Genomic DNA, 20,276 nt, shown 5'->3' with positions numbered 1-20,276 from the left:
CCATGGCGGGATTTCGGCTCACCACCAAGGTGCAGGTCAGCGGCTGGCGCTTCCTGCTGCGCCGAGTCGAGCATGCGATCGTGCGCCGAGACACCCGGATGTTCGACGACCCGCTGCAGTTCTACAGCCGTGCCGTGAGTGCCGGCATCGTGATCGCGGTGCTGATCTGCCTGGGGGCCGCCCTGCTGGCCTACTTCAAACCGTTGGGCAAGCGCGGCGGCGACAACCTGCTGGTGGACCGGGCCACCAATCAGCTCTACGTGGTGCTGCCGGACAGCGGTCAGCTGCGGCCCGTGTACAACCTGACATCGGCCAGGCTGATCCTGGGCAGCAACGGCACCCCCGCAGCGGTGAAGTCCGAAGAACTGGACAGGATGCCCAAAGGACAGCCATTGGGGATTCCCGGCGCTCCTTATGCCACCCCGGTGTCGTCACGCCCGGAGTCGCAGTGGGGACTCTGTGACACGGTCATCAAGCCGCAAAGCGTTGCGCCCGAGGTGCAGACGTCGGTTCTGATCACACCGCTGGCACTGGATGCCTCGGTCGGACCGATGCGCCCGGACCAGGGCATGCTGGTGTCCTTCGACGGACAGGACTGGCTCGTCACGGCAGCGGGCCGCCACGCCATCGACCTGTCCGACCGTGCTGTCACCTCTGCGGTGGGCATCCCCGTGACCGCCCGATCGGCTCCGATCTCACAGGGACTGTTCAACGCGCTACCCAACGCCGGGCCGTGGCGACTGCCCGAGATCCCCGCCGCGGGGACACCGAACACGGTCGGCCTGCCGCCCGAACTGGTGGTCGGTTCGGTGTTCAAGACCATGACCGAATCCGACCAGCAGCACTTCGCGGTCCTGCCCAACGGAGTGGCGAAAGTCAACGACACCACGGCGGCTGCGCTGCGCGCCACCAACTCCCACGGGCTGATCGCGCCGCCGTCCATGGAGCCCAGTGCCGTGGCGCGGATCCCTGAGCAGGTGTACGCCTCTCCGCTTCCCGACACCGCGATCACCATGATGCTGCGCCACGACACCCCGACACTGTGCTGGTCCTGGGTGCGCGAGCCCGGCGACCAGGCACCAAAGACCACGGTCATCGCCGGCCGCCGGCTGCCGCTGCCGGCTGCGGCGCTCAACACCGGCATCGACCAGATCAGCGGCGACAACACGGTCTACGTCACCGGCGGCCAGTACGTGCGGCTCCAGGCGCCCGACCCCGCTGTGGGGGAGAGCCTGTACTACATCGATCCGCAGGGCGTGCGCTACGGACTGTTCGACGAAGACACCGCCGCTGACCTGGGACTGACCGCACCGCGCACCGCACCGTGGCAGGTGGTGAGCCTGCTGGTTGACGGACCGGTGCTGTCCAAGGAGGCGGCGCTGATCGAACACGACACTCTCCCGCCGAATCCCAACCCGCGCAAAGTCGACGCAGGCAATGCGATGCCCGCCGGGCCCCCGACCGGAGGTGGCCGATGACGACGAGGAAGTTCACCCCGATCATGAAGCGGGGTCCGCGCCTGACACCCGGCGAGATCAACGTGACACCCCCTGACGATCTCGGCATCGACATCCCACCGTCGGGCATGCAGAAGGCACTGCCCTGGGTCCTCGGCGGCTGCATGCTCGGCATGATCGCGATCATGATCTTCAGTGGGATCCGCCAACTCTCGCCGTACATGCTGATGATGCCGCTGATGATGGTGATGGCCGCGGTCGGCCTGGTGGCCAGCGGCGGCAGCGGGGGCAAGAAGGTCCCCGAAATCAACGCCGACCGTAAGGAATACCTGCGGTACCTGGCGAACCTGCGCACCCGGGTGACGTCGTCGGCGGCGGCGCAGGTGACCTTCTTCAACTACCACGCGCCGCATCCCGAGGATCTGCTCTCGATCATCGGCACCCACCGACAGTGGTCGCGCGCGGCCAACGCGGACTTCTACGCCGCCACCCGCATCGGTCTGGGCTCTGAACCGGCGGTCGACCGACTTCTCAAGCCGGCAGTCGGTGGCGAACTGGCCGGACCGACCGGTGCTCCCCAACCGCACCTCGAACCTGTCAGCCACATGTGGGTGACCAAGTTCCTGCGCACCCACGGTCTGATCCACGACTGCCCGAAACTGGTTCAGCTGCGCACCTTCCCGACCATTGCCGTGGGCGGCGACGCCGACGCCGCCGCGGCGCTGCTCCGGGCGATGGTCTGTCACCTGGCGGTGTTCCATCCGCCGGATCTCTTACAGATCCGGGTGCTCACCGACAATCCGGACGACCCGGCCTGGGCATGGCTGAAGTGGCTGCCGCACACCCAGCACCAGTCCGACACCGACGCCGCGGGTCCCACGCGGCTGGTGTTCACCCGCCCCGACGGTCTCAGCGACTTGGCCGCGCGCGGTCCGCACACCGCTGACGCCGTTCCGAGCGGACCCTACGTCGTGGTGGTGGACCTCACCGGTGGGCGAGCCGGCTTCCCGGTAGACGGACGTGCCGGCGTCACCGTCGTCACACTCGGTAATCACCGGTCCGCGTACCGAATTCGCGTCGATGGAAATGGCACGGCCGACGACAAGCTGCCCAACCAGTCCTTCCGGCTGGTCACCGACCGGGTGGACGCTTTGACACCGGGTCAGGCGGAGCGGATTGCGCGGAAACTGGCAGGGTGGTCGATCACGGGAACGATCATCGACAAGAGCACCCGGGTACAGAAGAAGGTCGCCACCGAATGGCATGAGATCGTCGGTGCCCAGTCGGTCGAAGAGGTGACGCCCGCACGCTGGCGGATGTTCGCCGACACCGACCGGGACCGGCTGCGGATTCCGTTCGGACACGAGCTCAAAACCGGCGATGTGATGCACCTGGACATCAAAGAGGGCGCCGAGTTCGGCGCCGGTCCGCATGGCATGCTCATCGGCACCACCGGCTCCGGCAAGTCGGAGTTCCTCCGAACGCTGATCCTCTCGCTCGCGGCGACGCACCATCCGGAACAGGTCAACCTGCTGCTGACCGACTTCAAGGGGGGCTCGACCTTCCTGGGAATGGAGAAGCTTCCGCACACCGCGGCGGTCGTCACCAACATGGAGGAAGAGGCCGAGCTGGTCAGCCGCATGGGAGAGGTGCTCACCGGGGAGCTCGACCGGCGCCAGTCGATCCTGCGGCAAGCCGGCATGCAGGTCGGCGCCGCCGGTGCACTGTCCGGCGTCGCGGAATACGAGAAGTACCGGGAGCGCGGAGCCGAACTCGCTCCGCTGCCCACGCTGTTCGTCGTCGTGGACGAGTTCGCCGAACTGCTGCAGAACCACCCCGACTTCATCGGCCTGTTCGACCGGATCTGCCGGGTCGGCCGGTCCCTGCGCGTACACCTGCTGCTGGCCACCCAGTCGCTGAACACCGGCGGCACCCGTATCGACAAACTCGAACCCAACCTCACCTACCGCATCGCACTGCGCACCACCAGTTCGGCTGAGTCCAAGGCGGTCATCGGCACGCCGGAAGCCCAGTACATCTCTAATAAGGAAAGCGGGGTCGGCTTTCTGCGCGTCGGGATGGAGGATCCGGTGAAGTTCCAGACCGTCTACACCGGGAATCCGTACGTGCCGACCGTCCACGACCTCGGCGGCGACGACGCCCCCGGCGCGCACGCGGACAGAAGCATCCGGATCCATCGCTTCACCGCCGCGCCGATTCCGGATGCGACGGTGGCGTCGTGACCCTCGATCCGGGCCAGCAGGTGCTGCGGGAGGTGGTACTCGAACAGTTGTCCACCGCAGACAACCACGCGTACCGAATGTGGTTGCCGCCGTTGGCCGATCCGACACCGGTCGACGAACTCGTCGCGCGGGACTATCAACGTCGGCCGTTGCGCGTCGGGCTGGGCGTGATGGACGAGCCGCGGCGCCACCGGCAGGAGGTCTGGGGGATCGACGTGTCCACCGCCGCCGGGAACATCGCCGTCGGCGGAGCGCCGCAGACCGGCAAGTCGACTTTCCTGCAGACATTCATCCTGTCGGCTGCCGCGTCACACACCCCACGGCAGATTCAGTTCTACTGCGTGGACCTGGGTGGCGGGGGACTGATGTACGTCGAGGACCTCCCGCATGTCGGCGGTGTCGCAACCCGCGCCGAACCCGATCGGGTGAATCGGGTGGTCGCCGAGGTGAAAGCCGTGCTGCGGCAGCGGGAACAAATTTTCAAGGAACTTCGGGTCGGCTCGATGGCCGACTATCGGCAACTGCGCGACGACGCCGACCATCCCGCCGCCGCGGATCCGTTCGGCGACGTCTTCCTCGTCATCGACGGCTGGCCGGCGTTCGCGGCGGAGTTCCCCGACCTGGAAGCGACGGTTCAGGACATCGCGGGACAGGGCTTGTCCTACGGCGTGCACACCATGATCTCCACGCCCCGCTGGACCGAACTCAAAGCCCGGATCCGCGACTACCTCGGTACCAAGGTGGAGTTCCGGCTCGGCGACGTCAACGAAACCCAGATCGACCGCATCACGCGCGAGATACCGCCGAACCGGCCCGGCCGGGCAGTCTCCACGGAGAAGCACCATCTGATGATCGGGGTGCCACGGATGGACGGGGTGCACAGCGCAGAGGGCCTCGTCGGAGCGCTGTCCGGCGCCGTGCAAGCGATCGCTGCGCGGCACACCGACGAGGCGCCGCGGGTCCGGGTCCTGCCCAGCCGCATACATCTCCATCAGCTCGACCCCGCGCCGCCCGGACCGGATGCGGACTACCGGACGCGGTGGACCGTCCCGGTCGGCGTGCGGGAGTCCGACCTGACCGTGGCCTACAACGCCATGCACACCAGCCCGCACCAGCTGATCTTCGGCGCTCCCCGGTCGGGCAAGACCACCATCGCCGCGGCCGTTGCGCAGGCGATCTGTGCCCGCAACAGCCCCGAGCAGGTGCGGTTCATGATCGCCGACTACCGGTCGGGCCTGTTGGAGGCCGTGCCCGACACCCACCTCCTGCGGGCGGGCGCGATCAACCGCAACCACGCCACGCTGGAGGCGTCGGTCAAGGCGTTGGCGATCAACTTGACCAAGCGGTTACCCCCGGCAGACCTGACCCCCGCGCAGTTGCGCGCGCGGTCCTGGTGGACGGGACCCGACATCGTCCTGCTCGTCGATGACTGGCACATGATCGTGGCCGCGGGCGGAATGATGTCGCCGATGGCGCCGTTGTCGCCGCTGCTGCCCGCCGCCGCAGACATCGGGCTGCACCTGATCGTCACCTGTCAGATGAGCCAAGCCCACCGCGCGACGATGGACAAATTCGTCGGCTCCGCCTACGGCGCCGGGACCCCGACGATGTTCCTGTCCGGGGAGAAGCAGGATTTCCCGTCCCGGGAGATCGTGGTCAAGAAGAGACCGCCTGGCCAGGCATTTTACGTGTCACCCGAGGGGAAGGAGGTCATTCAGGCCGCCTATGTCGATCCCCCCGCAGAAGAAGTGTTCGTAGCACCCCCGCAGGGCGGTTAGTATGGTTTCCGGGCAGTCCTAGCAAAGTGGCAGGACCCGCCTGATGTCATTGAGTCGGGGGATTCAAAAAGCAGTCACCGGCCATTGCACCCGTCGATCTCCGGATCGACACCGTTGATCCGTTCCCGGATGGCAGGAGTCAGCAAATGCAACCGTTGAGTCACAACGCCGGCGCGGCCGGCGTGGGAGGTCAGGTCGTCGCCAACGGCGCACGCGGCCTGGCGGCCGGCACCACCGCCACCGCGGCGGTCAGCGCGCTGGCGCCGGCCGGCGCCGACGAGGTGTCGGTGATGGCGTCGGCGGCGTTCATGGCCGAGGGGGTCCAGACCCTGGGCATCAACGCGATGGCCCAGGAAGAGCTCACCCGCGCGGGTGCCACCGTCATCGAGATCGCAGGCATCTACCAGGCCGTCGACGGAGAGAACGGCGCCACCCTGGCGTGAGCCAGCGGACCGTCTGAACCGAGTACGCCATGGCTGTGCCGACGCTTCCGATCCCACCCATCTGGGGAGCCTTCCCTCCCGAGGTGAACACCGCGCGCCTGATGGCCGGCGCGGGGCCCGCGCCGATGCTGCAGGCCGCCGCGGGATGGGAAGCGTTCGCGATCTCGCTGGAGACACAAGCCGACGAGTTGGCCGCGAGCCTGGCGTCGCTGGCCCAGATGTGGCAGGGCATGGGCAGTGAACGGGCGATCGCCGCGTCGATGCCGATGGTCGTGTGGTTGCGCATGCTGTCGATGCAGGCGCAGAAGCGAGCGGTGCAGGCCACGGCGCAGGCGAGCGCCTACTCGACAGCGCTGGCCACCACGCCGCCATTGCCCGAGATCGAACTCAACCACGTCACCCACGCCGTGCTGGAGGCCACCAACTTCCTCGGCGTCAACACCGTTCCGATCGCCGTCAACGAAGCCGACTATGTCCGAATGTGGGACCAGGCCGCGGCGGTGATGGGTCTCTACGAGTCCGAGACGATGGTCAACGCCACGTTCGAACCCGTGGCGATGCCCAAACCGATCGTGTTGCCCGGGGCCGCGGAAGCGACACTGGCCAGCGGTATGGCCGGAGCGGCCCCGCTGATGGGCGGCGCTGCGGTGCGCAACGCAGTATTCGCCCACGTCAGCGGGCAGGGCAAAGCCGATGAGGCCAACCTGAAAGCCGGCCGGGCCGAGCAGGCCGTTGCGCAGGCGGTGAATCAGGGCCGCTCGCAGGCGAATCCGCCGAACGGTCTGCAGCAGGATCCGTCGCAGGGCATGCAGATGGGCATGCAGATGGCTTCACAACTCGGCTCCACACTGGGTCAGGTCCCCCAGCAGATGATGCAAGGGGTGACGCAACCGTTCCAGCAGCTGACCCAACCGCTGCAGCAGGTCTCGTCGATGTTCGGCCAGATGGGCGGAATGATGGGCGGCGACCGAGGTGCCCAGGTCGGGATGCTCGGTGCGACCCCGTTCTCCAACCACCCCGCGATCGGTGGCAACGGGGCCGCCGCGGGTGCCGGACTGGTCCGGGCGGCGTCGCTCCCCGGAGCGGGCGGCACCTCGGCCCGCACGCCGCTGATGTCCAACCTGATCGGCAGGGAGCTGGGCCCGAGCATGAACCCGGTATCGGTCGGCGTAGGTGCGGCCGCCGGCGCCGCGGCGGTCGGCGCGGCTCCGGTCGGGGCCGGCGGCGGAATGGGCGGTCCGATGGGGATGCTCGGCCAACGGGGCAAAGGTGGCGGTCACCGCTCCGGGTTGACCGCGCCCGCACCGCTCGAACACGACCTCAGCGAGGACGAAGAAGACGACTGGTAGGTCGTCACCCACACACTTGCCGGCCGCCTGGGTCGGGGAGCTCGTCGAGCCGACGAGAACACAGGTAACCAAAGAGAGGGTCAGCAATGGGATTGGTGAATGCGGATACCCCGCAATTGATGGCGGAGGCGGCGAATTTCGACCGCATCTGTGGCGAGCTGGCGACCGTTCTCGCGCAGGTCGAGTCGACCGCCGCAGGCTTGCAGGCCAGCATGAACAGTGAAGGCGCCGGCGCGGCCGCGCAGGCTGCGCTGCTGCGCTTCAATGAGGCCGCCGGTCAGCAGATCCGGCTGCTCGAGGACATCTCGCAGAACATCAACATCAGCGGTGCGTCGTATCAGAACACCGACGCGCAGAACGCTGACGAACTCGCCAACCAGATGCTCTGACGGACCACCCCGAGAAACTAGGAGAACAGATATGGGACTCATCGAATACAACTTCGCCGGAATCGAAAGCGGCGCAGGCGAACTGCAGGCTGCCGTGCAGCGGACACTGGGTTTGCTCGAGGAGGGCCAGGGCTCTCTGGCCAGGCTGCAGGCCGCCTGGATGGGCGAGGGCTCGATGTCGTACCAGGCCGTGCAACAGCGCTGGGACAACAACTCGATGGAGATCAACCAGGCTCTGCAGAGCCTCGGTCACGCGGTGAGCAATTCGGGCCAGAACATGGGCACCACCGAGAACGGTGTGATCGGAACTTTTACCTAAGCGCGACCCCGCACAGCCGGTGGGCGATCCGCCGGACAATCGACGATCGCCCACCGCGCATGTGCCCGACCCTACGACCACAACCTTGAGAGGTGCATATGTCGGCCGACTATGACCGGCTTTTCCACTCCCCGGATGCGCTGCGAACGGTCGACGAGGACCAGGATCGGGAGACGCCACCCGCCGGGCGCGATTCCGTGGCACCGCCCGGTGCCATGGTGCGCCCTGACGCTGCGCCCGGCATGCCCGTCCACCCACCGGGCACACAGGGTGCGACCGCGCCCCCGCCCCGGCAGACAGAGGTGACGACGCAGATCCCGACCACGCCGGGCACCATGTCGCCGCCGCTGCCCGACAACGGTTTGATGCGGATGCCCCAGACACACAGCCCCTCCGGGGCGCGGCACGAGGCGTCCCGCTCCGCCCCGGCGCCGACACCGCGTCCGGCATCGCCACCGCTGCCGAGCCAGCACTTCGCCGACGCCGGTGTCGACCGACGGCCCGCGCCGCAACAGGCGCCGACGTCCGCGGCAGCGATGGGCAACCACCGCGCCATCGACGCGCTGTCGCACGTCGGCGTGCGTTCGGCGGTCAAACTGCCGCCGCAACGGGGTTGGCGCCATTGGCTTTACCTGTTGACCCGGATCAACCTCGGGTTGTCGCCCGATGAGATGTACGAGATGGATCTGCACGCGCGGATCCGTCGCAACGCCCGCGACTCGTACCAGATCGGGGTTTTCGGACTCAAGGGCGGCGTCGGTAAGACCGCCGTGACGGTCGCCCTGGGCTCCGCGCTGAGCAGCATCCGCGGGGACCGGATCCTGGCCATCGACGCCGACCCCGACGGTGGCAACCTTGCCGACAGGGCCGGCCGGCAGTCCGCGGCGACCATCGCGGATCTCCTGTCGGACAAAGAACTTCACCGCTACAACGACATCCGCGCCTACACCAGCATGAACAGCGCGAACCTCGAGGTGCTCTCGTCTGAGGAGTACAGCGCGGCCCGCCGCGAATTCAACGACGAGGACTGGCGGGCCGCGACAGAGATCGTGTCGCGCTACTACAACCTGGTGCTGGCCGACTGTGGGGCGGGGCTGTTTCAGCCGGGCGCGCGCGGTGTGCTCTCCACGGTGTCGGGTCTGGTCATCGTCGCCAGCGCCTCGATCGACGGCGCCCGGCAGGCCGCCATCACGATGGATTGGCTGCGACAGAACGGGTATCAGGACCTGTTGGGCCGCTCCTGTGTGGTGGTCAATCATGTCGTCCCCGGCAAGCCGAACATCGACGTCGATGATCTGGTGCAGCAGTTCGAGCGGCACGTCGCACCGGGACGTGTGATCGTGTTGCCGTACGACAAACACATCGCGGCCGGCACCGAGATTCAGCTCGACCTCCTGGGGAAGACGTTCGAACGCAGAATCGTCGAGTTGGCCGCCGCGCTGTCCGACGATTTCGACAGGCTCGAACGGCGTTGACCGCGACAGCCGCGTCACCCTCGTCGACCGCCGCCACCCCGGGCCGGCCGTCGACCACCCGGGTGACGGTCCTGACCGGCCGGCGAATGACCGATCTGGTGCTACCGTCGGCGACGCCGATCGAGTCGTACGTCGACGAAACGGTGTCGGTGTTGGCCGACATCCTTGCCGACACTCCGGCAGATGCGTTGGCGGGTTTCGACTTCAAGGCGCAGGGGGTCTGGTCGTTCGCCCGGCCCGGGGCGCCGCCGATCAAGCACTCCGCGTCGCTCGACGATGCCGGGGTGGTGGACGGCTCGCTGTTGACCTTGGTGCCGGTCAGCCGCACCGAACGGTATCGGCCGTTGGTCGAGGATGTCATCGACGCGATCGCCGTGCTCGACGAAACACCGGAGTTCGACCGTCGCGCGCTGTACCGTTTCGTCGGACTGATGCTGCCGCTCGCCGCGCTGACGGTCACGGCGGTAGCGGTGTTGTCGTGGGCCTCGACGGGGCGGCACTGGTGGTGGGCGGTGGCGCTGGCGGTGCTCGGTGCAGCTCTGATGGGTGCAAGCGTGCTGGCGCAGAAGCGGTTCCAGCATGCGGACATGGCCGAAAGCCTCCTGGTCGCCGCGCTGATCGGGTTGACCGGTGCCGCGACGCTCGGAGTTCCGCTGCCGCGCGGGGTGGACAGCCTGGGGGCTCCTCAGGTCGCAGGAGCCGGCGCCGTCGTCCTGTTGATCGTGCTGGCGACGCGCGGCGGGCCGCGTCGACGAGCCGAGATCGCGGCATTTCTGGCGGTCGTCGCGCTGGCGGTCACCCTCGCCGCCGTGGCCTTCGGATACGGTTGGGACAGCTGGGTTCCCGCGGGCGCCATTGCGTTCGGCCTGGTTGTTGTGACCAATGCGGCGAAGCTGACCGTGGCCGTCGCACGGATCGCCCTCCCGCCGATTCCGGCGCCCGGCGAGACGGTGTCCAACGACGAGTTGCTCGATCCCGTGGCCACGACGGACACCTCTGAAGAGTCCGAGACGTGGCAGGCGATCATCGCGTCGGTGCCGGATTCGGCGGCGCGGTTGACCGAACGCACTCACCTGGCAAAGAGGTTGCTGATCGGTTTCCTCACCGCCGGTGCGGCGATCCTGACCGCCGGCGCGGTCTCCGTGGTGGTGCAGGGGCACTTCTTCGTGCACAGCGTGATAGTGGCCGGCCTGGTCGCGGTCGTCTGCGGTTTCCGGTCCCGGTTGTACGCCGAGCGGTGGTGCGCCTGGGCGTTGATGGCCGCCGCGGTGGCGATCCCGACGGGCGTGGCGGTGCGACTGTGCCTCTGGTACCCGGAGCGCGCCTGGCTGGTCCTGACGCTCTACATCGCGGTGGCGTTGAGCGCGGTGGTGATCATCGGCGCCACCGACGGGGTGCGGCGGATGTCGCCGGTGACCAAGCGCCTCCTCGAGTTGTTCGACGGCGCGGCGATCGCGGCGGTGATCCCGCTGTTGCTGTGGATCGCCGGCGTGTACGACGTGCTCCGGAATCTGCGGTTCTAAGGCGGTCTGATGGGCGGCAGGCTCAGGGTCAATACCGACGAATTACGCACGGTCGGCGGCGCGTTCGCCGCCGCCGCGGATCGACTGGCAGCGAGCCAGCCTGATGCGCCATTGGGTGATGCGGCCGCGGCGGTACCGGCGTTGCAGACGGCGTCGGCCTGTCAGAACGCCCGGGACACCGTCGCGACGCAGGTGTCGGCGCTCGTCAGCGGCGCCCGCGGCTACGGGGCAAAACTCCATGACGCGGCGGCGCAGTACGAGCAGACCGACACCCGCTCCGGCGAGCAGATCCGCGGTGTCGACATTCCGCCGCCCGCCTCCCGCTGACGACCAGGATCTTCAGCGTTGATCGTCGGAGAGTTCGGCGGTGATTTCGGCGACCACCGTGTCGATTCGCTCCCGGTCGGCGTCGATGGCAGCAGACGCCTCCGCGTTGGCTCGGTGTAGCGCCTCGTTGACGCGGTACTCGACGGTCTCGGAGCCGAGTCGCAGCAACCCGTCTTGGATATGGACATCCTTGATCCACTGGTGTCCGTTGAGGGTCACCTCCACCGTTTCGTCCTCGTCGGATGCGGTGAACGAACCGGAGGCCATTTTCTCGAGCTGCTCATCCATCAGTGACTGCAGCCGACGTGCCTGCCGCAGCACCGCGGCCACCTCGGGGTGCATGTCATCGGTCACTGCGATTCCTTCCCCTTGTCGTCCGGACCACCACGGCGGCGCGGCCGGTTGCCGATGACCGGCTCGGTCCAGGGCCGCTCCTCGGTGTAGAGCTCCTCGTCCTCGGAGAGCTGAGGGTTTCGTTTCTTGTCCCCGGAATTCCCCTGGCCGCCGTGCATCATCGGTGCCATGCCGCCCATTCCGCCACCCACCGCGGCGCCTCCGGTGGCTCCGCCCGCCGCCGCTGGTGCGACCGGGGCGACCACGGGGGTCGGTGCTACGGTCTCGGCCCCGACCGCGGGCTGCAACGGCCCGGCGGGCACACCGCCACCGGCACCACCGCCGGCACCCGCACCGGCGCCGCCACCACCGGCGGCCGCCGGGCGCAGCGACGGGTCGTAGGGCAGCCTCGGCTCGGACTTGCCGCCACCGGGAAGTGCGCCGCCGCTGGGGGCGCCGCCGCCGGGAGGTCCGCCCGCAGATCCTCCGCCGGGCGATCCGCCACCCTGCGGGCTGCCGCCGGGCGAACCTTCACCTGCAGCGGGTGGCGCGGCCGAGGGTTGCGGGGAATCCGGCGACGCTGCGGCGTCCCGCGGGGCCCGCGGCGCCCCGCCACCTTCCCGGGATCCGCCGCCTGCACCCTGAGATGCGCTGTCGCGCAGAGAGGTCCGAGACGACCGGTGTTCGGCGGCACGCCGGTGGTCCTCTGCGGTCACCGGCACGCCTGACACGACCGGGTTGGGCGGATCATCGGGCGTGATCTGGTGGGGCTGGCCGTCGCGAGCGTAGTTGTTGCGCAGTCCTTCCGATTGGCGCTGCAGCTCCGCCATCCGTTCCATGGTCGTAAAAGTGTTGGGGCCTAAAGGTTTCCCCATCACGGAATCGTTGAGTCGCTGATACTCGTCGGCGATCGGGCGGTGATCCTCCTGCGCCTGTTCGTGCGCGCTGGCGATCCGGTCGGCTTCGCGGGCGAGCCGTTTCCAACTGCCGGCCAGGCCGATCAGCCAGTCCCGGTAGCTGGTGAACCTGGCATACGCCGCGTCGGCGGCCTCGCCCTCCCACAGCACGCTGCTGACCTCGAACTGCTGGGCCGACCCCTCCAGCGTCTGGGCATTGGTCCGCCACAGCTGCGCCGCCGCACGCAACGATGCCCCGTCATCGCCGGAGTCGAGCGCACGCTGAACGTCTGGCGGGAACAGCATCTCGTCGGGCGGCGGCTGCCCCCGCGGGATCGGCATCGCCGGGGGGCGCGGGGGCGCAGGAATGGTGACCGAGTCCGGGTACACCGTGGTGTCGGGGGGTGGGCCCGTCGGCCCGTCCATCGTGGTGCTGATGTCCTGCGCCGACGCCTGGTCCACCTGGGCATAGGCGTTGGCGACGTTGCGCAGCGTCTGAGCCAGGCGGTGCCCTTCGACTTTGCCGAACTCCTGGTGGGCCCACAACGCCTTCGCGTTGACCACCAGGTTCTGCACTGCCACGCCGCTGCCCGGCAGCGCATCCGGCGGCACCACCTCCGGCTGCGCCGAAGCGGTGCCCCAGCTCAGACTCTCGATCTGGGTGGCCTTGCGACGCAGGTCTTCGGGCTCGACCTGAACCTCGTTGCCGCTCACGACTCCAGCACCATCTGGTAGCGGCTTTCCTCCCGGGGATTGATCAGCCGGATCGGCAGCTGTTTGTGCCGGGGGGTGGCGATGAAGTTGTCCCGCAGCACGACTCGGCCCAAACCCGGATGGGAGCCGAGGTAGGTGGTCGCATTGGGCCACGACACTTTGGCGACCGGGCCGACACGGGCGTTGACGTATCCGGCGAACTCCCGGAACTGCGGCGCCAGTGTCACCTCGGCGCCCGCGGCGGTCGAGCGCACCACGAACTGCGTGAACAGGCGTGCGTCACCGAGGTTGATGCAACTGTCGACATTGTCGAACGGCATGTACACCGGATAGCGGTCCGCCGTCTCGCCGACCAGCACGCCGGCTGAGCCGATCGGCAGCTCGTGATGACGGTCGGTGACGGGGCTGTGGCCCAGCAGGGCGGCCCGCTGCCCGCCGTACAGACACGAGAACCCGCGCGGAGTCGACGGATTGGCCAGCGTGGTCAGCAGGACGGTGGCCGTCGGCGCCGCGCCCGGGACGATGCGTACCCGGGTGACCGTGTGGTCGGCGCGCGCTGACCACCACACGTCGGGTCCCCCGGGAGCGGTGTAGGCCGCGGTGAACGTGCTGCGGCCCTTCACCATCGACCACGTCTCCCGTTCGAAGCTGATCTCGGTGGCGCCGTCGAAGTCGTCGAAACTGCGGGCGGGCCGTGCGTCGATCCCGCGGCCGGCCAGGTGGTCGGCGATGCGTGTGGTCGACGACACCAGGTACTGGGCCAGCCCGGCGACACCGACACCGCGGCGCACCGCAGACTTCCGGGTGTGCTCCGGATCGGCGCTCAACACGATCCACGTCCGCCTGCTGGCCGGGGCGGGATACGGCCCGACGACTTGTTCGTAGAGAGCCACCAACGCCGACGGCGCGGTCTTGCCGACGCGATACCCGGCCGAGACCACGTCGGCGCGCAGGTCCGGGCAGTACGCGTGCAGAAGCTCCTCGACCAACCCGGTGTAAATCACGTCGTCGGTGAAGGCTGCGCCGTTGACGATCACCGTCGGAGTGAACGGACGGGGAACCAATTCGATGACCGACACCAGGTGGTCGCCGTGCCACCGCACGGCGACGTGATCGGCCGGGACGACGGTCGCGCCGACCGCAGCTTCCGACGGCGCCGGCGGGGGCTGGCGGTGCCGACGACGCCAGGCGAACAGGGCGGCCAGCCATCCGGTGACCCGGCGGCCACGGACGGTCACCAGCGCGGCAAGCCCGATCAGCACTGCCAGGGTGACCCCGAGCCACAGCAGGTCCACCGCGGCGAACACCAGGATGCACGCGGGAATCAGCACCGCCGCACCGACGGCATGCCCGGTGGAGAAGCGCACACCGAAGAACGACAGCAGACTTCTCATCGGCGCCTCAGCGCCCTTCGTGCCAACGCACCCAGGCCGAGAACGAGCGCGACCGCCACACTGACGACGACCACCATGGTGATCGGGGTGCGGTCGGGCGCCGGGACCTGCACCGGTGGAGGGATCGCCTTGACCTGGTAGGGCACCTGGGCGGGACCGGCGGGGACCTCCCACGTCAGCGCGGCAACCGGGTCGATCACTCCGGCGCCCACGCTGTTGTCGACACCACCGCCGGGATGGCGTGCGGTCGCGGTGATCCGGTTGATCACCTGAGCGGCAGTGAGCTCCGGAAAGCGTTGGCGCACCAGGGCAGCCAAGCCGGAGACGTAGGCCGCGGAGAACGAGGTACCGGCGATCGGGATCGGCCCATCCTCACCCTGCAGAGCGTTGACCGGGTTGCCGTCGTAACCCAGAGCCACCAGGTTCTCGCCCGGCGCCGCCGCGCCCACCCACGGTCCGTGCATCGAGAATCCACTCGGCGCTCCATTGGGAGCGATGCTGCCGACGGTCAACACCAACGGCGAGTACCACGCCGGCGACACGATCGACGAAACTTCCTGCCAACCCCGCGGATCCGCCGGGACGGCCGGGTCGGGCGGCGGGTTCTGCGTGCAGTCGCCGCCGGTGTTGCCGGCGGCCACGACGATCACCGCGCCCTTGACGTTGACGGCATGGTTGATCGCCGCCCCGACCGCGTGCTCGTCGATCGGCCGAGTGGTCTTGTAGCACGCCGCCTCGCTGATGTTGATGACCTGGGCGCCCAGATTGGCGGCATGCACGATCGCGCGCGCCAGGCTGCGCAGCGAACCCGCGGTGCGGGTGCTGTTGGGGTCGTTGGGATCGGTACGGGTGCCGACCGGCTGGAAGCTGTCGGAGGTCTGGCGCAAGGACAGGATGCGTGCGTCGGGCGCCACGCCGACGAACGCGTCGGTCGGGGCGGGCCGGCCTGCGATGACCGCAGCGGTCAGGGTGCCGTGCGCGTCGCAGTCGGACATGCCGTTGCCGCCCTGGTCGACGAAATCCCCGCCCGGCTCGGCGGGCACCCGCGCGGACCCGTTGACACCGGTGTCGATGACCGCGACGGTGATCCCGGCGCCGGTGGCGAACCGGTGGGCGTCCGGAATGCGCAGGTAGTCATTGGCCCAGGGCCGGTCTGCGAAGTTGGAGTCCGGAAAGACCGTCGGGGCCGCACAGACGCGTCGTTGCTCCATCGGCTGGTCGGGTCCGGTCTCGTCCGGTGGAATCGCCGCCGGATCGATGACGGGCGGCTCGATCGCTGCTGCCGGCGTCGCGTAGAGCACCATCAGGAGCAACGCGGCGAGCACGCCCCCTATACGCCGCATCCGATGTCACCCCCTGCCAAAATCCCACTGCGGACAGTGTGCCGAGCCGTGATCAGCAAACTCCAGGCACCCCCACGAGCAGCGCAAACAGCTACGTCAAGGGTCTGCGTCGGCAGCACATCGGCAAGCTTAAGGGTGCTGGGCGGGGGGTCTCACCGCTTTCTTTCTGAGCCGACACCAGCGCGTGATCCCGCGCTCAGGCGTCGAGGTCCTGCTGCACCAGCTCGGCGACCTTGTTCAGCGCGGCTTCGTCGTCGGAGGCGACGGTGACCTCGGCGCCGTTGCCGGCACCCAGCGTCATGATCATCAGGGCCGAGCCGGCGTCGACGGGCTCACCGCCGTCCATCGACAGCGTGACGGGCACTCCGGCCTCAACGACGGCTTCGGCGATGATCGCCGCGGGCCGGGCGTGCAGTCCGATGGCCGAGCCGACGATGACGGTCTTGGTGGGCATGGGTTCTCCTCTGTTTCTTCGGTGGGTGATTCGGACGGGACGGTCAGGCGGCGCCGGGTTCGGGTTCGGACTTGGCGCCGGGTTTGATGAACTGCTTGGCGGCCACCACGGCCAGCGCGGCGGCGATGGTGCCGGCCACCAGCGCGATGACGAAGCCGAGCTTGTTGTCGATGGCGAACAGCACGAAGATGCCGCCGTGCGGGGCCCGCGAGGTGGCGCCGAACGCCATGCACAGCGCGCCGGTGACCGCGCCGCCGAACATCATCGACGGGATGACGCGCAGCGGGTCGGCCGCGGCGAACGGGATGGCGCCCTCGGAGATGAACGATGCGCCCAGAAGCCAGGCGGCGCGGCCGTTCTCGCGTTCGGGCTCGCTGAACAGGCCGGGCCGGACGGTGGTGGCCAGCGCCATCGCCAGCGGCGGCACCATGCCCGCGGCCATCACGGTGGCCATGATCTCGAACGACGCGGTGGTGGCCGCGGCCAGCCCGGCGGTGGCGAACGCGTAGGCCGCCTTGTTGACCGGGCCGCCCAGGTCGAAGCACATCATCAGCCCGAGGATGACCCCGAGCAGCACCGCCGACGCACCGGACATGCCGTTGAGCCAGTCGGTGAGGCTGGTGTTGACCCAGGCCAGCGGGCGGCCCACCAGGAAGAACATGATCAGGCCGACGGCCAGCGACGCGAACAGCGGGGTGATCACCACCGGCATCAGGCCGCGGAACCATTGCGGCACTTTGATGTTGGAGATCCACAGCGCGGCGAAGCCGGCGATCACGCCGCCGACGATGCCGCCGATGAAGCCGCCGCCGACGAACACCGCCAGTGCGCCGGCGGTGAAGCCGGGCGCGATGCCGGGCCGGTCGGCGATCGCGAACGAGATGTAGCCGGCCAGCGCGGGCACCAGGAAGCTGAACGCCAAACTGCCCAGCGTGAACAGGATCGCCCCCAGGTACTCGAGGAAGCCGCCCGGCGGCAGGTTGGTCAGCGAGTTGTTCAGCGCGATGTCGTTGCCGGTGTCGGCGATCTCGTAGCCGGCGAACAGGAAGCCCAGCGCGATCAGCAGACCGCCCGCGGCGACGAACGGGATCATGTAGCTGACGCCGGTGAGCAGGATCTGGCGGGTGCGGGTACCCCAGCCGACGTTGCCCGACGGTGCCTCGGCCGCGTCGGCGCCGGACCCCTCGACCCGCGCCGCGTTCGGATTGTCGGCTGCGGCAACGGCTTCGGCGATCATCTTGGCCGGCTCGTTGATGGCGCGCTTGACCCCGGACGCCACCACCGGCTTCCCGGCGAAGCGGCCCCGGTCCTTGACGCCGACGTCGGTGGCGAAGATGACGGCGTCGGCCCCGGCGATGGTGTCGGCCGGCAGCGGGGTGCTGCCCGAGGAGCCCTGGGTCTCCACGGCCAGCGTCACGTCGGCGTCCTTGGCCGCGGCGGTCAGCGCATCGGCGGCCATGTAGGTGTGCGCGATGCCGGTCGGGCAGGCGGTGATCGCGACGATGGTCTTCTTCGCCTTCGGGGCGGGCTTCGGTTGCTCGGCCGCTGCGGCCGCCGGGGCGGTGGCGGGGGCCGGGTTGACCACGCCGTCGACCAGCTCGACGACCTCACCCGTGGTGGCGGCCTCGCGCAGGGATGCGACGAAGTCCTTGCGCACCAACGCCCGCGCCAGGCTGGAGAGCAGCTTCATGTGGTCCTGGCCGCCGGATTCGGGCGCGGCGATCAGGAACACCAGATCGGCCGGTCCGTCCGGGGCGCCGAAGTCGACGCCGGGCTGCAGGCGGGCGAACCCGATGGTCGGGGTGTCGACGAAGGGGGAGCGGCAGTGCGGGATCGCGATGCCGCCGGGCAGCCCGGTGGCCGACTGGCCCTCGCGGGTCATCGCCGCGCCGAGCAGGCCGTCGGCGTCGCTGGTGCGGCCGGCGCCGGCCAGGCTCTCGGTGAGCCGGGCGATGACGGCTTCCTTGTCGCCGTCGACGCCGACGTCGAGCAGCACCAGGTCCTCGGTGATGATCGGCGTGGTGGGGGTGGAGCTTGTCATCGCATTACCTTCGTTGTTCGGTGCTAGCGGGAAGCACGGATCGGGGAAATCGGCGATACCGCAACGGCATCGAGGTCGAGTTCAGCGGGGCCGGGCAGCGCGGTGCCCGGCAGCGCGGCCGCGGCGCTGCCGTAGGCCACCGCCATCCGCAGCCGTTCGGGCGGGGCCGCGCCGCCGACCTCGGCGCGCACGTACCCGGCCAGCGACGAGTCACCCGCGCCGACCGTGCTGCGCGGCACGATGGGCGGCGGCGTGGCCAGCCACGCCCCGTCCGGGTCGACCAGCACCGCACCGGCCGCGCCGAGGGTGGCCAGCACCGCGCCGATGCCGCGGTCGGTCAGGCGCCGTGCTGCGTGCACGACGGGCTCCGGATCACCTTGCGCCACGGCGTCTTCCAGTTCCTGAGCGGACTGGCCGAGCACGCCGGCGAGCTCTTCGGCGTTGGGCTTGATCAGGTCGGGCGCGCCGCGGTCGAGGCCGGCGACCAGCGCGGCCAGCGGTGCGTCGGAGGTGTCCACCGCCACGCGGCAGCGGGCGCCGGCCAGCTGCGCGACCACCTCGGCGTACCAGGAGTCCGGCATCCCCGGCGGCAGCGACCCCGACATCACCAGCCAGTCGGCGTCGCGCGCGGCCTCGAGCACGGCGTCGGTCAGCGCGGCCAGCGTCGCTGGGGTCAACTCCGCGCCCGGCTCGTTGATCTTGGTGGTGGTGCCGTCGGGTTCGGTCACGGTCAGGTTGGTGCGGGCGGGCTCGGCGGTCGGCACCGCGCGGTAGGTGACCGCGGCGGCCTGCAGCGCCGGCAGCAGCGGATCGTTGGCGCCCGCCGGCAGCACCGCCACGGCGTCGAGACCGGCCAGCGTCAGCGCGCGGGCGACGTTGACACCCTTGCCGCCGGCCTGGCTGGTTACCGACGTGACGCGATGCACCGCCCCGCGGGTGAGCGCCGAGGGCAGCGTGACCGTGCGGTCGATGCTCGGGTTCGGCGTGACGGTGACGATCACTGCTGGCCTCCTGCGCAGATGACCTCGACGCCGTGCTCGGTGAGCTCGGCGCGGTCGGCGGTACTGATCTCGGGGTCGGTGATGAGGGTGTCGACGCTGCTGATCGGGGCGAAGCTGACGAAGTCCTCGCGGCCCACCTTGGAGGAGTCCGCGGCCACCACGACGTAGTTGGCCGCAGCCACCATGGCCCGCTTGACGGCGGCCTCCTCGCTGTCGGGGGTGGACAGCCCGTGGCGCACGCTCAGCGCGTTGGTGCCGATGAACGCGATGTCCACGCGCAGGGTGTCGAGCACCCGCAGCGCCTGTTCGCCGACCGCGGCCTGGGTCACGCCGCGCACCCGGCCGCCCAGCAGCTGCAGCGACACCGTCGGCACGGTGGCCAGCCGGGCGGCGATCGGCACCGAGTTGGTGACGACCAGCAGTTCGCGGTCGGTCGGCAGGTGGGCGGCGATGCGCATGGTGGTGGTGCCGGCGTCGAGCAGCACGGTGGTCCCGGCGAGCGGGAAGAAGTCGGTGGCCGCGGCGGCGATGGCGTCCTTGTGCTCGGCGCGCGTGGTGTCGCGTTCGCCGACCCCGGGCTCGACGAGATGCAGCGCGCGCACCGGGACGGCGCCGCCGTGCACCCGGCGCACGATGCCGGCCTTATCCAGGACGGCCAGGTCGCGGCGCACCGTCTCGGTGGTGACGTCGTAGGCCTCGGCCAGTTCGGTCACCGAGGCGCGCCCCTTGGCCAGCACCAGCGAGGCGATCGCCTGCTGACGTTCCTCGGGGTACATGGCTCTCCGTGCGGTTTTGTG

The 20,276-nt window shown here is 69.4% G+C and carries 18 protein-coding genes; 10 read left to right on the top strand and 8 right to left on the bottom strand.

Going from position 1 to position 20,276, the window contains the following annotated elements:
- Positions 1 to 2 precede the first annotated feature (2 nt).
- The 10 genes from eccB to G6N31_RS20710 all read left to right on the top strand — a co-directional run bounded on the left by eccB (position 3) and on the right by G6N31_RS20710 (position 11,303).
- Positions 3 to 1,478 carry a type VII secretion protein EccB gene (gene eccB / locus G6N31_RS20755; protein ID WP_098005635.1) on the top strand — a complete coding sequence of 492 codons (1,476 nt, stop codon included), beginning with the start codon at positions 3 to 5 and terminating at the stop codon, positions 1,476 to 1,478.
- Positions 1,475 to 3,700, top strand: coding sequence for a type VII secretion protein EccCa (gene eccCa / locus G6N31_RS20750; protein ID WP_098005637.1), 2,226 nt, complete (start codon positions 1,475 to 1,477; stop codon positions 3,698 to 3,700). Before eccB ends, eccCa begins: the two co-directional genes overlap by 4 nt.
- On the top strand, positions 3,697 to 5,478 hold the full coding sequence (eccCb, locus tag G6N31_RS20745) for a type VII secretion protein EccCb (protein WP_098005639.1): 1,782 nt from the start codon (positions 3,697 to 3,699) through the stop codon (positions 5,476 to 5,478). Before eccCa ends, eccCb begins: the two co-directional genes overlap by 4 nt.
- A 146-nt stretch (positions 5,479 to 5,624) precedes the next feature.
- Complete coding sequence (locus tag G6N31_RS20740; RefSeq protein WP_098005641.1) at positions 5,625 to 5,921, top strand: PE family protein; 297 nt, start codon at positions 5,625 to 5,627, stop codon at positions 5,919 to 5,921.
- 29 nt (positions 5,922 to 5,950) lie between these two features.
- A complete protein-coding gene (locus G6N31_RS20735; protein WP_098005643.1) occupies positions 5,951 to 7,270 on the top strand; it encodes a PPE family protein in 1,320 nt (439 codons plus the stop codon).
- A gap of 86 nt (positions 7,271 to 7,356) precedes the next feature.
- Entirely contained in the window at positions 7,357 to 7,659 is a 303-nt protein-coding gene (locus G6N31_RS20730) for a WXG100 family type VII secretion target (protein WP_098005645.1), read from the top strand.
- 31 nt (positions 7,660 to 7,690) lie between these two features.
- Positions 7,691 to 7,978 carry a WXG100 family type VII secretion target gene (locus G6N31_RS20725; RefSeq protein WP_098005647.1) on the top strand — a complete coding sequence of 96 codons (288 nt, stop codon included), beginning with the start codon at positions 7,691 to 7,693 and terminating at the stop codon, positions 7,976 to 7,978.
- Between the two features lie 98 nt (positions 7,979 to 8,076).
- The gene (locus G6N31_RS20720) at positions 8,077 to 9,453 is read left to right on the top strand and encodes a MinD/ParA family ATP-binding protein (RefSeq protein ID WP_098005649.1); all 1,377 of its coding nucleotides are present in this window, start codon (positions 8,077 to 8,079) and stop codon (positions 9,451 to 9,453) included.
- On the top strand, positions 9,450 to 10,976 hold the full coding sequence (gene eccD, locus G6N31_RS20715; RefSeq protein WP_098005651.1) for a type VII secretion integral membrane protein EccD: 1,527 nt from the start codon (positions 9,450 to 9,452) through the stop codon (positions 10,974 to 10,976). Before G6N31_RS20720 ends, eccD begins: the two co-directional genes overlap by 4 nt.
- 9 nt (positions 10,977 to 10,985) lie before the next feature.
- On the top strand, positions 10,986 to 11,303 hold the full coding sequence (locus tag G6N31_RS20710) for a WXG100 family type VII secretion target (protein WP_098005653.1): 318 nt from the start codon (positions 10,986 to 10,988) through the stop codon (positions 11,301 to 11,303).
- A 12-nt stretch (positions 11,304 to 11,315) separates the two neighbouring features.
- Here G6N31_RS20710 and G6N31_RS20705 read toward each other — a convergent pair whose 3' ends face one another.
- The 8 genes from G6N31_RS20705 to G6N31_RS20670 form a co-directional block, all read right to left on the bottom strand.
- A complete protein-coding gene (locus G6N31_RS20705; RefSeq protein WP_098005655.1) occupies positions 11,316 to 11,657 on the bottom strand; it encodes a YbaB/EbfC family nucleoid-associated protein in 342 nt (113 codons plus the stop codon).
- Positions 11,654 to 13,246, bottom strand: a complete 1,593-nt coding sequence (locus tag G6N31_RS27680) for a PPE domain-containing protein (protein WP_098005656.1) — start codon at positions 13,244 to 13,246, stop codon at positions 11,654 to 11,656. The genes G6N31_RS20705 and G6N31_RS27680 overlap by 4 nt, the downstream gene beginning before the upstream one ends.
- Complete coding sequence (eccE, locus tag G6N31_RS20695; RefSeq protein ID WP_098005658.1) at positions 13,243 to 14,640, bottom strand: type VII secretion protein EccE; 1,398 nt, start codon at positions 14,638 to 14,640, stop codon at positions 13,243 to 13,245. Before eccE ends, G6N31_RS27680 begins: the two co-directional genes overlap by 4 nt.
- Positions 14,637 to 15,983 carry a type VII secretion-associated serine protease mycosin gene (gene mycP / locus G6N31_RS20690; RefSeq protein ID WP_098005660.1) on the bottom strand — a complete coding sequence of 449 codons (1,347 nt, stop codon included), beginning with the start codon at positions 15,981 to 15,983 and terminating at the stop codon, positions 14,637 to 14,639. The genes eccE and mycP overlap by 4 nt, the downstream gene beginning before the upstream one ends.
- Positions 15,984 to 16,179: 196 nt before the next feature.
- Entirely contained in the window at positions 16,180 to 16,437 is a 258-nt protein-coding gene (locus tag G6N31_RS20685) for an HPr family phosphocarrier protein (RefSeq protein WP_098005662.1), read from the bottom strand.
- A 43-nt stretch (positions 16,438 to 16,480) separates the two neighbouring features.
- Positions 16,481 to 18,478 (bottom strand): PTS fructose transporter subunit IIABC, encoded by a 1,998-nt coding sequence (locus G6N31_RS20680; protein ID WP_098005664.1) that lies wholly within the window; start codon positions 18,476 to 18,478, stop codon positions 16,481 to 16,483.
- 23 nt (positions 18,479 to 18,501) lie between these two features.
- Positions 18,502 to 19,479, bottom strand: a complete 978-nt coding sequence (gene pfkB, locus G6N31_RS20675) for a 1-phosphofructokinase (protein WP_098005666.1) — start codon at positions 19,477 to 19,479, stop codon at positions 18,502 to 18,504.
- Positions 19,476 to 20,255 carry a DeoR/GlpR family DNA-binding transcription regulator gene (locus tag G6N31_RS20670; protein WP_098005668.1) on the bottom strand — a complete coding sequence of 260 codons (780 nt, stop codon included), beginning with the start codon at positions 20,253 to 20,255 and terminating at the stop codon, positions 19,476 to 19,478. The genes pfkB and G6N31_RS20670 overlap by 4 nt, the downstream gene beginning before the upstream one ends.
- Between the last annotated feature and the right edge of the window lie 21 nt (positions 20,256 to 20,276).

It is taken from the genome of Mycolicibacterium duvalii (assembly GCF_010726645.1).
Taxonomy (GTDB): domain Bacteria; phylum Actinomycetota; class Actinomycetes; order Mycobacteriales; family Mycobacteriaceae; genus Mycobacterium; species Mycobacterium duvalii.
Note: the sequence above shows the minus strand (reverse complement) of the source record. Positions and strands in the feature narration are given on the sequence as shown.